This is a genomic window from Paraburkholderia diazotrophica, assembly GCF_038900755.1.
Classification (GTDB): Bacteria; Pseudomonadota; Gammaproteobacteria; order Burkholderiales; family Burkholderiaceae; genus Paraburkholderia; species Paraburkholderia diazotrophica_A.
In genome coordinates this window covers 300,814-315,336 of record NZ_JBBPEN010000009.1, presented here as the reverse complement: position 1 = coordinate 315,336, position 14,523 = coordinate 300,814, and the positions used below count along the sequence as shown (strand labels likewise).

Here is a 14,523-nt window from a genome sequence, read left to right as displayed (position 1 = left end):
TCCGCGCTGGCCGCTTGCTATTCGTCGCCCCTTCTTCGCTCGGTCCTTGAGTGGAGGAGGGGCGATTTCACACACCCCTGGTCAAGAGCTTTCCCCATTCATAGTCGATGTGGTCCGGCGTGAAAGGCAATACGCCAGCGCCAGGCGTGAACGTCAATTCGCCGAAATAGACCTCGTCGTCCGGCGCATAGAGATCGACACGAACATAGTCGAAGTCTTCGCAGAGTCGCGTCGCCGCTTGCAATATCGCATCCAGATTTTTGGGCCGTGGCGGAGGCACGGGGCTGCGCGTGTACGGTCCGATCATCACATCCATGACGTTCCAGTTTTCGTCGAACACGTCGCCATGTGTGTTGTTACCGAAGCGGTCCGAAATCAGCAAGGTGTACATGGTCGGATGGCCCGTTCGTCCACCGAAGCAATGCAGCTTGAAATCGGCTGGAATCTGCCCCTGCTTGTCAAGCAGAAGCTTTTCAAAAAAGATACGCGGCTCGATGCTCAAATAGTGTCGCTCGCGGGCAACGCGATAGAAGGACGCCGACAGCCAGCGATCAGCCAATTCTTTTAGCTTCTCGAAAGATGTAGTCGATTTATCTCGGACTATTTCAACAAAGGTACTGCCGTGATTCGCTTTCATGACGAAAGAGGACGGCAGTCTGTCGAATACCTCGCGCGTGAAGAGTTCTGGCGCAGCGATCAGCGGGACGAGATGTTCGCGTCCGAGCTTCTTCTCGACGTACTCGCGAACCGCAATCTTGTCGGTCAGAGGCACATAGCGCGGGTCTGGCCGAAGGTTACGCTGGAGGATCTGCTCATTGAACGTAGTAGGGTGAATGAGCTTCGGATACCGACCAATACACTTCTTGTGTAGCAGACTCAGGAAGAGTGCGTCAGGCAATACCTGTTTGGCGGCTTCTTTCATTCTCCTGAACGGCGACGGAAGCTCATTCGATCCACCGTGCGCCCCGTCCTGCTTCGTGTCCTGCGAGACACTCACTGTGTCGCTCGCCCGCATACCCTCGATTATTGGCATTCTTTGCGCTCCCCGTGCGTCAGGTCAGTAGATCAGCTTTGCCGATGATGCAAGTGCTGCGGCATGCACGACCACGCTGGCTGTGGATGCTGCTGCCGGCGGTTGTGAACGTTCCTCGGCGGGAAGATGGCGCAGCGCCCGGAAATGGGTGGGCGATACACCGTACCGCAGCTTGAATATTCTTCCCAGGCGATTGCCGTCGCCCATTCCACAACGCCGGGCAATCTTGTCGATGGGAAGGTCGGTTTCGATCAGCATCGAGCAAACGACTTCAAAGCGCGTGCGCAACAGATACTCGAGCGGCGTCATACCGAACTCGCTCTTGAACCGGCGCTGATAATTCCGCTTGCTCATCGCGGCGGACTCGGCCGCAAGGCCCACGGAAATAGGCTTGCTGTAGTTCTCGCGAATCCAGCGTGCGGACTCCCGGATCTTTTCCGTTGTCGTCGCAATGTTCAAATCTTCAGCGTCAGGCCGTACTCGCTCAGGGACGTTCGTCTGCAACGCGCGAGCAACCCTGCGCGCGATCTCCGCATTCAGGTCGCGTTCGATCTGCAAGAGCGCCATCTCCGATGGCGTCGGGCCGGCGGGACGCGTCTCGGACACGCCATCGTCAAGCACGAATACGGGCACGGACGACTGAGCCGGGGGCGTAAACGCTTCAAGCTTCGGCTGCATCCCGCCTGGCACGTTCGAGCCTTGGCGCGACAGCCAGGAAACGAGTGCCTCGTTGTTTTGTGCCGCGCCCTCCGAACCGCGAGCGACAAAGAGTGCGTGAAAGTCGGCAAGCCGGTATTGATCGAGCTTCTGCGTCCAGATCGAGAAGCAGGAACCGCCCGTAACAAAGCCACCGGACTCCGACAACACGGTGAACCGATAAGGAAGATGTTCGCCGTTACCGTGGTCGAATTCGTTGGCGAGGCGAAATGCGTCTCCAATGGCGCCTACGGCCGCCATTGAGCAGTGGTGCGAGATGAGCACGCCAATGTGCCTCTCAAGCCTTGAATCAACCGGTCGTTCGTCAGTGTGCCACGGATGCGATCGAGCAAACCCATTCACGTTTAGCTCTCCAAATTAATGCGAAATACTTCGATGCGGCCCAGAATACCGTAGTGAATAGATCGATTGAATAGCTGTCGGATTTGTGCGAACGATGTGGCGTAATTGTTCGAAAATGGAAATTATTACCGAATATCGGCTTTATATTTATCGTGTACTTTTCCGGATCAGGAAATTATTTCGCGTAAAAATTATATGACATTTGTGAAAGAAAAGCGGGCTCGATCTCCCGCGAGCCTTGCAGGACAAGCGTCAGAAAGGCATATGTTGCTTCATTCCCTAAATCTCGACTTTCGGTACTGTCACTAAGGTTCTGTTACGCGATTTCGGCCGGATCGTATCAATCTGTTACACCAATTTCAGATCGGCACAACTCTTTCTTTCCCTGGTAAACCCCGTTACACGCTCCGCGTTATCGGCCATTTGTACCCGAATTTGAGCCGAGGTCGTTCAAATCCCAATTCTGCCCGTCTATGCTTCGCTGCAACACCCTGGAGAAGCCGTCGCCCATTCGTGATTCGTTGGAATGCTGTTTGCAGGTCTTCACCAGGAAATCGCTTACGCCGAAAGCGCGCAAATGTAGTGACCTCGCGTGCTGATGTTTCCTTCGGTCGTGGGATAAAAGTACGCAATCACCGTATTGGACAGTACATCTCTATTGGCTCTCTAACGTCATAGAGATGCGTCTAGATATTTGGCAACCGCTTTGCTCCAGAGGAGGAAAAGCATGAATGGAATGCGCACCATGTTGATCTTCTCGTCCGGAGATTCCGGCACGGCACTAGCTAGTCAGAAAGTCTGAGCGCCGACGCCGAAATGGCGTTCGCATGTCCTGCCGGCTTCGACCTGGCTGAGTGACATTCCGACGCGCCGAATCCGTGTCAGCTTTAGCCGCAACAGCAGCTTCAGTTCGCGATCCGGTGCTGCACTACTGCGTATTGCAGGGTGCTCCAGGGAAACGTACATGAAAGGATGATTCAGGTGGATTACTACCCCTACAACTCGCTTCCTGCTCCTCCCGCTCCCGTCAACAATGAGCGCACGCAGCTCAGTGGGCGCGAGATGCTGAACCTCATGCGCGACCATATCTGGGAAATTCTGGCAACCACGGCGGCCGTGTTCCTGCTCGCGCTCACATATCAATTGGTGGCGAGTCCCGTCTATTCGGCGGATGTGCTCGTGCGTGTCGATCCGCCAGAGCCAAACGCGCTTGGTATCGCGCTGCAGAATCAGGATTCGATGCTTCCGCCGCCCGCACCGTCGCCCAGCACCGAAATGGGCGTGATGCATAGCCGTTCGGTGCTCGACCCCGTGATCGAGAAATATCGCTTCGATGTGACGGTCACGCCGCGCACGATTCCGGTTCTCGGCGACATCGCCGACAAGTTCGCAACGCCTGGCGAGCCTAACAGCGCGTGGCTCGGCTTGAAGTCGTTTGCGTGGGGCGGAGAGGTCGTCAAGGTTGGCTATCTGAACGTCCCGCAGAGCCTCGAGGAAGAGAAGCTCCGGCTCGTTGCACTCGATGGCGGTACTTATGAGCTGCTGGGTCCGTCGGGCGAGTTTCTGTTGAAGGGTGAAGTGGGCAAGCCCGTTACGGCCAACGGCGTCTCGATGCTGATCAATCAGATGGCCGCGCGGCCCGGAACGCACTTCGAAGTGATCCGGTGGAATGCCGTCGATGCCGTCAAGCGCTTCATGGATGTCGTGAAGATCAGCGACAAGGTGAAGGACTCCGGTCTCATCCAGATCGAGTACGCAAACAAGAGCGCGTCGATGGCCGCCGAGGTCGCGAATGCGCTTGGCCAGCAGTACCTGACTTCGGCTGCTGCGAGCCGTCAACTGAACGACACGCAGACGCTCAACTTCATCAAGGGCGAACTGCCGCGTCTGCTTGCGGATTTGCGCAAGACGGAGCAAGCACTCAAGGACTTCCGTGCGAAATCCAATTCGATGCAGCCGACGGCCGAATCGCAGACTTATTTGCAGGGCGGCCTGGACCTGGATCGTCAGATCGCGAGCCTGCAATTGCAGCGTACCCAGTTGCTGGACAAGTACGCGCCGGGTAGCCGCTGGATTCAGAGCATCGACTCCCAGCTCGCGCAGTTGAACAAGACGAAGTCCGAGTTCGACAACCGCTTCCAGGGCATGCCTGCGTCCGAGCGCGAGAGCGTCGATCTGATTCGCGCGCAGAAGGTCGCCGAGACGATTTACATGGGCATGGTGCAGAAAGCAGAGCAATTGACAGTTCGTCGCGCGAGCACGACGGGCGGCGCGCACATCGTCGACTCCGCGATCCGGCCTCATCGCCCGGTTAAGCCGAATCCGCTGATCGTGTTGCCTGGCGGTGCCGTGCTTGGCCTTGTTTCGGGCATCTTCCTCGTATTCATGCGTCGTCATGTTCTCGTGGGCGTGACGGATCCGCGGTACGTCGAGCGCCGCCTGAGCGTGCCTGTTGTCGGCGAAGTGCTGTTCAGTCATCAGCAAACGATGCTTGACCGGAGTCTGCCCGCCGCTGCGCGAAAACCGCTGCCTGGCGTGAGCGGGAAGAATGGATCGCCGCAACGCAATGGAGGCGAATCGGGGGCCGGCGCGAACGAGAAGATCGATCCTTCCTTTAGCGATTCGGGCACCAAGGTACTCGCGGCGCGTTTCCCGCATGACCCATCTGTCGAGGCGCTGCGCGCGGTTCGTACCACGATGTCCCGCGATCTCGCCAACGCCCGTAACAACATCGTGATGGTGACGGGGCCGACGACGTCGGCGGGCAAGAGCTTCGTCGCCGCAAACCTCGCAACGCTGCACGCAGAAGCGGGCTCGCGCGTGGTGCTGATCGACGGCGACATGCGCCGCGGCCACCTCGCCGCGTTCTTTAGCCAGAGCAACCGAGGCGGCCTGTCGGAAGTGCTCTCAGACCGTATTCCGCTGCGTGACGCGCTGCGCGAAGTCGGCATCGACGGCGTCACGTTCATGTCGTGCGGCGCACGTCCGGAGAATCCGGCCGCACTGCTGACGCGCCCGCGCTTCAGGCAATTGCTCGAACGGCTCGGCAATCACTTCGACCTGGTGATCATCGATACGCCGCCGTTCCTCGCCGTCACGGACGCATCGATCATCGCGAACGAAGCGGGCGCCTCGTTGCTTGTCCTGCGCTCCGAAATGCAGTCGGAGGAAGAGATCGCCGACACGGTCAAGAAAATCGAGCGCGCAGGCGGCCGTATCGCCGGTTGCGTATTCAACGGCATACCCGTGCGTCGCAGCACGCGCAGCTACGGCTACGCGACGAACTACGCGAGCGATGTCGGGGATGTCGAGACGGCCAGTTGATGTCGGGCTATCCCACGCTTACGCGACAACAGGAAACGGTACAACTTCGTGAGGCGGAGAAACCCCATGGCATTCGCGATCAACGGAAAATTCACTTCGCAACCCATCACGGGCGTGCAAAGGGTCGCTTATGAGCTCACCCGAGCGATGCAGATGCGCGAGAACCCGGGTAGTGAACTCGAGGTCTTCGTGCCGCAAAACGCGATGGAGCCGGGTGCGTCCCTTAAGCGGCAGCGCCGGTTTCCGTGGTTGCGCGGCACGCTGTGGGAACAGATTACGTTGCCGATTGCCGCGCGTCGGATGACGCTCGTCAATCTGTGCAACACCAATCCGATTCTCAAGCGCCGTCAGGTGGTGATGGTTCACGATATGGCCGTCTATGACGTGCCGGACGGCTTCTCGAAGAAGTTCCGGCTTTGGTATCGGCTCTGCTTCTCGATGCTGCCGAAGCTCGATCCGTTCGTGCTGACGGTGTCGTCTTTTTCGAAGCGCCGGATCAGCCACCATCTGAATATCGACGAGTCGCGCATTGCCGTGATTCCGCCAGGCGCGGATCACCTCGACCGCGTCGTATCGGACCCGGGCATCATCGGTCGTCTGCAACTCCAGACGGACGCGTATTGCGTGATCGTCGGCAGTCTCGATCCGCGCAAGAACCTTCAACGTGTTCTCGATGCAATTGCAAAACTGGAGCATTTGCGCGACGTGAAATTCGTCGTCGTCGGCGGCAGGAATCAACGTGTGTTCAGTGGCGAAGGCGTGAGCGACAGGCCCGAATCGAAGCAGGTGATCTGGGCCGGCTTCGTGACGGACGGAGAACTGAAGGCGCTTTACGAGCACGCGGGCTGCCTCGTGTTCCCGTCGCTATACGAGGGATTCGGACTGCCGCCTCTCGAAGCAATGTACTGCGGATGCCCGGTGATCGCTTCGTCGCGCACGTCGATACCCGAAGCATGCGGAGACGCCGCGATGTATTGCGACGCGATGTCCGCAGACGACATCGCCGAAAAGATCTCGCTGATGATGAGCCACGGCGAACTGCGCCAACGCTATCGGAGCAAAGGCATGGCGCATGCGCGCGAGTACCGTTGGGACCGGTCGGCGAAGAGGCTGCTGGATCTCCTGTATGGGAAGGAAAGCGAGCCTATGTCGGAGCTGTTTCCGCGGGCGACGGTGGGTTGATCAGCGGCACTCGCCGGGACGGACCAATGTATCGGAAGAGAAGCCGACAGGGTAGACGACGCGCGCTCAAGACGCTTGCCGCACTCGCGTGCGCGGGCCTGCCGGGCATGCGAACGACGCCGGTTGCATTCGCGGCCAACGCAGCGGGCAAGCAACGCGAGGCTCGCAGGATGACCGACATGATCGGAACGAACGGTTGGCCAGGATCGGACGCCGACATCAGCATGTGGCGCGCGATGGGCATCAGCTGGGGCCGCGGTTCCGTGGGCCCCGGACAGCCCGATTCCGCGAAGCAGGCGATGCGCGTCGACGGCACGGGTAATGCGTACGACAGCGATCTGCCGCCCGTCATCTTGCGCAACAACGCGAATGGAATCAGGTCGCTGCTGTTTCTCGGCTATACGCCGAAGTGGAATGCAAGCGTACCTGGCGATTCGAAGTCGGCGCCAGTGAATGTCGACGCGTGGCAACGGTATGTGGAAGCCGCCGTCAGCAAGTACTCGAAGCCGCCTTATAACGTGCGTCATTTCCAGATCTGGAATGAGGCTGCCGGGCGCTTGTCGGGCGGGCTGCCTCAGGCCACGTTCTGGCATGGACCCAGATTCAATCGCGACGAAAAGCGCTCTGGGCCATACGAGCGCGCGATGCAGGACTACGTCGACAAGATTCACTTGCCGGCGGCACGCATCATCCGCAAGTATGGCGCGTACATCGTCTACGGCGGATGGCCCGATCAGGGCGGACTGGACACATACGTCAAGTGGCTCGAATACAAGAGCACGCGTTCGAATGAACGGATGATCGATTGGGTCGACTATCTCGACACGCATTATTTGTCCGTCGGCGATCTCGACGGGCTGTACCAGCGATATGTGAAGCAGGGGCCCGCTCGCGGGCTGTGGCAAACCGAAATCGGCGACAGGTACATGGAGGACCCGCATTACCTGCCGCGCTATTTCTTCGAGTTTGCGGTGTGGGCGCTGGATCGCAACTGGGACGACCCTGACAAGTACGTGACGATGGTCTACCACTGGGACGGCTACGAGCCATACCGGCTGACGCATCGCGGGCCGCCCCGCACGTACAACCCTTCGGGGCGCAGTCTGGTCGTTCTGAACAAGACGGTTCCCGGCTTGCTGGCGCCGTTTTCGAAGCAGCTTCGGTTCGGGCCGGAAGCCAAAGGTTCTGCACTGCTTTCGGACAGCGACATTGTCATTCAGGTGAGCGCCGCACCGGGCTGGCGCACGGTGGAAGCGGCAGGCGTAGACCAGCCGTCACTGGACGGCGCAGAGGTGCTTTTCATCGACGCGGTGACGGGCGCCGTTGCGCCTCATGAAGACGCCACCCTGACGTCGAATAGCGGGACGCTGAGCATCCGCTTTCGCGTGCCCGCCGCAGTCAATGGTGCCGATAAGAAGTCGCCCGTGCATCTCGCCTATCTCGTCGTCCGGCGACAGAAGACGACATGAGACACGCAGCTTTTTATTGGTGAGGCAATAGTGCCGACTACCGAGAGAGAAGACTTGAGCATCGACGGATTCAACTTATCGCCGCGAGATCCCATGAAACAGATGGCCATCGTTATTTGCAACTATAACTACGAGCGCTTCATTGCCGAAGCGATCGACTCGTCGTTGAACCAGGACTATCCGGGCACGCGAGTGATCGTCATCGACGATGGCTCGACGGATGGTTCGCGCGCGATCATCGAGAGTTACGGCTCGCGCATATCCGCTGTCTTCAAGGAGAACGGCGGTCAGGTGTCCGCCTATAACCTGGGACTCGAACTCGCCGACACGGAGTATGTACTCTTCCTCGACTCGGACGATGTGCTCTATCCCGGAGCCGTGTCGGAAGTGATGCAGATGTTTGAGCGCAACGACGTGGCCAAGGTGCAATTCCGTCTGGACGTCATCGACGTCGAGGGCAAGCAGACGGGTGCCTACGTTCCGCACTCAGCGCCGCCGACCGATTGCGGCACCTTGCTGATGGGCGGCTGGCTGTATCCGTCGCCGCCTGCGTCGGGCAACGCCTATTGCGTGCGCGCACTGAAGAAGCTGTTCCCGGTTCCCGAAACGGCGGTCAACCGCTACGGCGCGGACTTCTACGCGATCTATGGCGTCGCCCTGGTCGGGCCCGTTGCGATGGTGCCCCGCTCGCTCGGCGCGTATCGCGTTCATCAACGTGCCAATGAATCGAGTGTGTCGTTCGCCAACTCGGAGCAATTGACGAAGGCGCCGAAGGCATTCAAGGCGCGGTGGGCGACATTGCGTGAACTCGCCCGCGCGCGTCTCGATCGGGAATTGCCGATGTCATTTCACGATTTCGCGCACGAGAAGGCTTATTTCTGCTCGAACCTCTATCAGGCTCCATTGGCGACACGCTGGCGCTGGGCGCTCAACGACTCGCACGACTATCGGTACTCGATCGTCGCCAATCCTTTCTGGAGCCTGAAAAAGAAGGCGGGAACGCTTTTGTTGTCGAGCCTCTGCCTGTTGCCGTATTCACCGCTCTCCAACTTCGTGGTCCGGTACATCACCAATCCGCTGGCGCGTCGCAGCGCCACGGCCGAGCGTTAGGAGACCGCCATGCGGCATCGACGATATCAAAGAGGTCGATATGGACGGTAAGAAGAGCGCTAACGTCATAGCCTTTGTCTACGGCGGATATTTGATGAGGTACATCTACCTCATCATCGTCGTGCCGTTCTACGGGCGCGTGCTGGGTGTCGCGGAATATGGCCGCGTGCTCGCTGCCATGTCGCTGATGAACGTGATCTGGATGCTCGTCAGCTACGGATTCACGTTCGTCGGCATGCGCGAAGTTTCCAAGGCGCAAGACACCAACGAATGCAACGCCATCTACTCGCTGCATGTCAGCGCGCGCCTCGCATTGGGCGTGTTGGGTGGCGCCGTCGGGTTCATCGCGACGATGTGCTCGCCGGCGTTGTCGGAGCGGCCATTGATCGGCGTGCTGGCGACGCTGCTCGGCATCGTGTCCGCATTGAATCTCGGCTGGCTCTACCAGGGCCGTCAGCACTTCAGAACGCCGATCATGATCGAGGTGTTCGGCTTCGCGCTCAGTCTCGCGCTCGTGCTGAGCCTGGTCAAAGGGCCGGCGGACTCGATATGGGTTGTCGCGAGCCTGTTCGTTGCGGGCATTGCGTCGGCTGCGATCTCTTATGGCCTGGCGACGTTTCAGCTTGGCCGACCGCACCTGTCGCTGACGGGCATCGTTCCGCTGATAAAGAACTCGACGATGCTCTTCTGCTATTCGTCGGGTTCTGTCGTGCTGACGGCGTCATCGACCTATCTGCTGACGCTGTTGTCGACTCCCGCCCAGGTCGGCTATTTCGGCGCCGCCGAACGCTTCGCGACGATCGCACTGGCGCTGATGGGGCCCGCGGGACAGGTGTTCATCCCCACGATCTCCCGCCAGCTCGCGCAGGGCGACAAGGCGGGCGCGCAGGCTACCACGCGGCGCGGCGCAATGTTGCTGCTCGGTTATGGACTGCTGGTTTTCTGCGGCGCCTTGGCGTTGTCGCCGTTCGTGCTGCCACTGATCCTCGGCCAGGCATTTACGCCTAGCGCGCGGGTGTTGCAGTGCTTTGCATGGATGTTCCCGTTTGCGGCATTCAACGAATTCGCGGCTTTCTACGTATTCGTTCCGCGAAGGAAAGATCGCGTACTGGCAATTGCGGGCGCGGCGGCGGGCATTGCAAATCTTGGCACGGCGCTGTGGCTCGCGCCGCGATTCGGGGCAGAAGGCATGGCGTTTGCCCGTGTAATTGGTGAACTATCGCTTTCGGTGATGCTGCTGACGGTCATGGTGCGCATGCAACTCATCACACTGCTGCCGGGAGCGGGCCGCGCGATGGAATTCATGGCGCGGATGGCGTGGGCCAAGCCACATGCTGGAACGGGTAAAGACGAATGATATTGACGCATCAGATGTTTTGGTGCGTCGGGGGTGAATTATCAATGGTATGGCAACGTGCGTCGGTACTTATGAGTAGTGCAAGAACAGACGGACCGGACGAGCACAGGAGGTGGAAGTGAAAGTTGCGATTGTTCACGATTGGTTGGTGGTATCGGGCGGCGCCGAAAAGGTATTGGAGAACATCATCGAGTGCTTTCCGAACGCGGACCTGTTCTCCATCGTCGATTTTCTGGAAGACCGCAAATGCATTAAAGGGAAATCCGTTTCGACGTCGTTCATTCAGCGAATGCCGTTTGCGCGGAAGCGGTATCGCGCGTACCTGCCTTTGATGCCGATTGCGATCGAACAGCTCGATCTCTCGGGCTACGATCTGGTCATTTCCAGCTCGCATGCCGTTGCAAAGGGCGTATTGACGGGTCCGAACCAGTTGCACGTCAGCTACGTTCACTCGCCGATACGCTATGCGTGGGATCTCCAGCATCAGTACCTGCGGGAGTCGCACCTCTCGGCAGGCTTGAAGTCGGTTCTGGCACGCATGCTGTTGCATTACATACGCGGCTGGGATTCGCGTTCGGCGAATGGCGTCGACTATCTGCTCGCGAATTCGCAATTCATTGCGCGGCGTATCAGAAAGGCCTATCAGCGCGACGCGACGGTGATCTATCCGCCTGTCGATCTGAGCAACATGCGGCTGCGCGAGCACAAGGACGATTTCTACGTGACCGCGTCGCGAATGGTGCCGTATAAGCGAATCGATCTGATCGTCAAGGCGTTTTCACAGACGCCCGAACGCCGCCTGATCGTGATCGGCGACGGGCCGGAGATGAAGAAGATAAGGTCAGTCGCGGGCGACAACGTGACGATCATGGGTCATCAGCCGTTTGATGTGCTGGTCGATCACTTGCAGCGCGCGCGTGCGTTCGTGTTTGCAGCGGAAGAGGATTTCGGCATCTCCGTCGTCGAAGCGCAGGCTTGCGGCACCCCGGTCATTGCGTATGGCAGAGGGGGCGCGCTTGAATCGGTGATGGGACTGCCGCTTGAGCGGCCCACGGGTGTGTTCTTCGGCGAGCAGACAGAGGAATCGTTGCTGGAGGCCGTGACCCGGTTTGAAGAGAATGCGAGCCTCTTCGACGCGCGTGTGTGCCGGAAGAACGCCGAACGCTTTTCGTCAGAGAAGTTCAAGAGATCGCTAATGTCGTTCGTCGACGAACGCTTGCCGAATGAATTCGTCGATCGCACGGCGCCGTATGCAGTCAAGGAACGCGCGCGCGACGACGAACATCATCACCAACTGGCTTGATTTCGAAAGCTCAGTCGGGACGTTGGCGGGAGGGTAGGCGTGCCCCCAATGCTCCCAATGCGGATAGCGGACGGATATTCGACAGCGCGCATCTGACTGTGGGCGCGTGTCCGCGAATCACCTCGGATTTGGCATCGATGATGTCCTGAAGCGGCGCCTTGTGCCCATAGGCGACCGTTGACACGGCGAGCAGACTCAGCGTCGCCCAGATCGGCCGAAACTTTCTGAACTCCACGTGCAATGCGGTTCGCAGGAACCACGCAGCCGCGATCACACCGACCACCCAGCCGACGATCACTTCCATCACCGAATGCGAGTGATCGAATACGCGCGAGTAGCCCGTCAGGGCTCCGATCAGCAGACCCATTACGATTCCCAGCGAAGGCGGCTGGCGCCACCATTTCGCCAGCAAGGCAATGGTCACGATCCACACGGCAGTGGAGAGCATCGTGTGCCCGCTGATCACGCGGAAATGGCCGAGTGGCAACGCGATGCCCCACGCCGAATAGAGAACTTTGGTCGCGCCGACCAGCGCCATTCCGCAGGTCAGTGCAAGAATCCATCGGCATGCGAGGACCACGTCGACCCTCGCAAGCCAGGCCGCGCACAGAATGGCTACGGGTACGGTTAGCGCTGCATCGCCGATATTGGTAAAGATCATCCACATATCGGTACGATCAAATCCGCTCAGGTTGATTCCGTGTTCGAGCAACATGTCCTGGAATAGCCCGGGAGGGTGGAGTCGGCATGACCGGTCGCGGGTCCAGCACCGGGCGATTTTGCTGAACCGGGGCGCGCTCGAAGCGCGCGGCAAGCAGAAGCGATACGACAAGAGAGAGGATCAGAACATTCGACGGCGTGACCAGCCGGTGTTCGGTGCCCGCCATCACGAGCAGACATACCGACGAGATCTCGACGAACCGGAAGCCCGCGAAGTTCCATCCCCCTTGCCTCAACGCGCTATAGGCGGCGCCATCCTGGCTCCACTTGATGAGCTTCCAGTAGAAGGCCAGCAGGAGGAACAGGCCGACCACGCCGAGCTCCGCGAGGAAGTTCAGATACGAATTGTGCGCGTGCGAGTCGCTGTGCTCGACCACGATATCCGAAGGCACGCCGAGCACGCCGAAGTACGACACGACGTTACGGATATGGTCGTCGAATGAGCCGAATCCCATGCCCACGATCGGGCTTTGACTGAAGTACGTCAGCGCGCGCGGCCACAGCCATTCGTACCGGATGTCGAGATTCGCCACCTTCGCATCCGAATTCTGGATGTTGAATGTGTAGCCCATGTAATCGACATTCGGCTTCACGTGATACATCGCCATGCCAATCGACGCAATGACGAGGCCGCTCATCAACGTCGCGAGCATCCAGCGCTTGCGGCCGAAATACAGGTACGGCAAGACCGCCATCGCGCCGAGCAGCGAACCACGGCTGTAGGTCGAGAACAGCATCAGGAAGTTGAGGAAGAGCATCGAGAGGAGCAGCTTGCCGCGTTCCTGAAGGTAGCAGGCGATGCCGAGACAGAACAGCATCGCGAGAAAGCCGCCCGCCGCATTACGCGCGATAAAGAAACTGCCGAAGCTGTCGTCGGGATGCTTGAAGATGGCCAACAGCCCGTTTTGAGCGAGATAGACCAGGTATGGCGGAATATTGGCGACCACCGCGCAGATGAAGAACGAACGGAAGATCTTGTTCAGATCGAAGCGGTGCGCGTACACGCAACCGGCAAAAAATGGCGCATAGGAGATGAAAAAGTTACCGTCGCGTCGATAGAACTCGAACTCGGTCAGCGAGTGCGCGTTGTAGAGCATCGTCGAGATGAGCGCGAACAGCGTAAGCGCCGTCAGCGGTGCGAAGAACGACGGATAACTGCGCCCGAAAAAGCGCCACGCGCAAAGAATGATTGGGACAAAGCCCACTGCGCTAATCGGTACCAGGTTAGTTACCGTCATGAATAGCGCAAGTAACGAGATGTAAGCCATGTCGACTCTCGCGATTAAAAATGCTTTTCATCGATGACAACACGGCCGTCATCAATGAACTTGTAAGTGGATGAAACTGCGAAGCGGCGAGTGATCGCGTGACGATCCGCTTGCCGCAGAAGAATTGCGTATAGCTTGACGTGCAGTATTGATGCCAGCGTTCGGAGCACGTCTGCTGTGGCAGGATTTGCGCAGATATGTGAGGCGGCACAGGCTGATCATGCTCGCTTCACAGAGAAGGCATTAGCGCCGCGCTGGTCGCAAATTACCACGAATAGAGATGGATTTCCACGCCGGACACAATCAGTAAAAAGATAACTTGGCGAGTGCGTGGCCGATATTCGAAAGCTTCAGCGAGCGGGGCCATAAGTTCAACCGTTCGCGCCAGAGGTGCTGTCGCACAGCGCAACCTGTCTATCATCGATATAGGTCGAATTGAATGTCGTGGCCTTGGGTCGCTATCAAAACGTCCGCGGGATGATGTTTTCGTTATCGGTGGAGAACATCTTCCGTTCACATTGCAAGATCGTGAGAGCAGGGCGCGGTGACGAACGATCGTCCGCCGATCGTTCGTACAACTCTGCTTGATGCGATCTTCGCCCATCAAGCTGTGGCGTCGATGCCTGCATCAGGCACACGCCCACGATGTGTAGTTAAAGCGACGCTTGTCTGGTCCTGCGACGTTCTTTCGTGCGAAC

At 58.8% G+C, this 14,523-nt stretch carries 10 protein-coding genes; 6 read left to right on the top strand and 4 right to left on the bottom strand.

The genetic code is table 11. The features are described from left to right. Positions 1-67 precede the first annotated feature (67 nt). Together AABE10_RS26645 and AABE10_RS26640 are read right to left on the bottom strand one after the other, a co-directional pair. A complete protein-coding gene (locus tag AABE10_RS26645; protein WP_342936193.1) occupies positions 68-1,033 on the bottom strand; it encodes an ATP-grasp fold amidoligase family protein in 966 nt (321 codons plus the stop codon). A 24-nt stretch (positions 1,034-1,057) separates the two neighbouring features. Continuing rightward, a complete protein-coding gene (locus tag AABE10_RS26640) occupies positions 1,058-1,990 on the bottom strand; it encodes a helix-turn-helix domain-containing protein (protein WP_428983392.1) in 933 nt (310 codons plus the stop codon). A gap of 1,083 nt (positions 1,991-3,073) precedes the next feature. Between AABE10_RS26640 and AABE10_RS26635 the strand changes: the two genes are divergently transcribed. The 6 genes from AABE10_RS26635 (at position 3,074) to AABE10_RS26610 (ending at position 11,837) form a co-directional block, all read left to right on the top strand. Further along, positions 3,074-5,416 (top strand): polysaccharide biosynthesis tyrosine autokinase, encoded by a 2,343-nt coding sequence (locus AABE10_RS26635; RefSeq protein WP_342936191.1) that lies wholly within the window; start codon positions 3,074-3,076, stop codon positions 5,414-5,416. A gap of 66 nt (positions 5,417-5,482) precedes the next feature. Next, the gene (locus tag AABE10_RS26630) at positions 5,483-6,598 is read left to right on the top strand and encodes a glycosyltransferase family 1 protein (RefSeq protein ID WP_342936190.1); all 1,116 of its coding nucleotides are present in this window, start codon (positions 5,483-5,485) and stop codon (positions 6,596-6,598) included. A 26-nt stretch (positions 6,599-6,624) separates the two neighbouring features. Beyond that, a complete protein-coding gene (locus tag AABE10_RS26625) occupies positions 6,625-8,067 on the top strand; it encodes a hypothetical protein (RefSeq protein ID WP_342936189.1) in 1,443 nt (480 codons plus the stop codon). A gap of 93 nt (positions 8,068-8,160) precedes the next feature. Continuing rightward, positions 8,161-9,177, top strand: coding sequence for a glycosyltransferase family A protein (locus tag AABE10_RS26620; protein WP_342936188.1), 1,017 nt, complete (start codon positions 8,161-8,163; stop codon positions 9,175-9,177). 40 nt (positions 9,178-9,217) lie between these two features. Further along, positions 9,218-10,534 (top strand): lipopolysaccharide biosynthesis protein, encoded by a 1,317-nt coding sequence (locus AABE10_RS26615; RefSeq protein WP_342936187.1) that lies wholly within the window; start codon positions 9,218-9,220, stop codon positions 10,532-10,534. Positions 10,535-10,652: 118 nt separating this feature from the next. After that, the gene (locus tag AABE10_RS26610; RefSeq protein ID WP_342936186.1) at positions 10,653-11,837 is read left to right on the top strand and encodes a glycosyltransferase family 4 protein; all 1,185 of its coding nucleotides are present in this window, start codon (positions 10,653-10,655) and stop codon (positions 11,835-11,837) included. Positions 11,838-11,847: 10 nt separating this feature from the next. Here AABE10_RS26610 and AABE10_RS26605 read toward each other — a convergent pair whose 3' ends face one another. Together AABE10_RS26605 and AABE10_RS26600 are read right to left on the bottom strand one after the other, a co-directional pair. Further along, complete coding sequence (locus AABE10_RS26605; RefSeq protein WP_342936278.1) at positions 11,848-12,504, bottom strand: phosphatase PAP2 family protein; 657 nt, start codon at positions 12,502-12,504, stop codon at positions 11,848-11,850. 10 nt (positions 12,505-12,514) lie between these two features. Beyond that, positions 12,515-13,825, bottom strand: coding sequence for an O-antigen ligase family protein (locus AABE10_RS26600; RefSeq protein WP_342936185.1), 1,311 nt, complete (start codon positions 13,823-13,825; stop codon positions 12,515-12,517). Between the last annotated feature and the right edge of the window lie 698 nt (positions 13,826-14,523).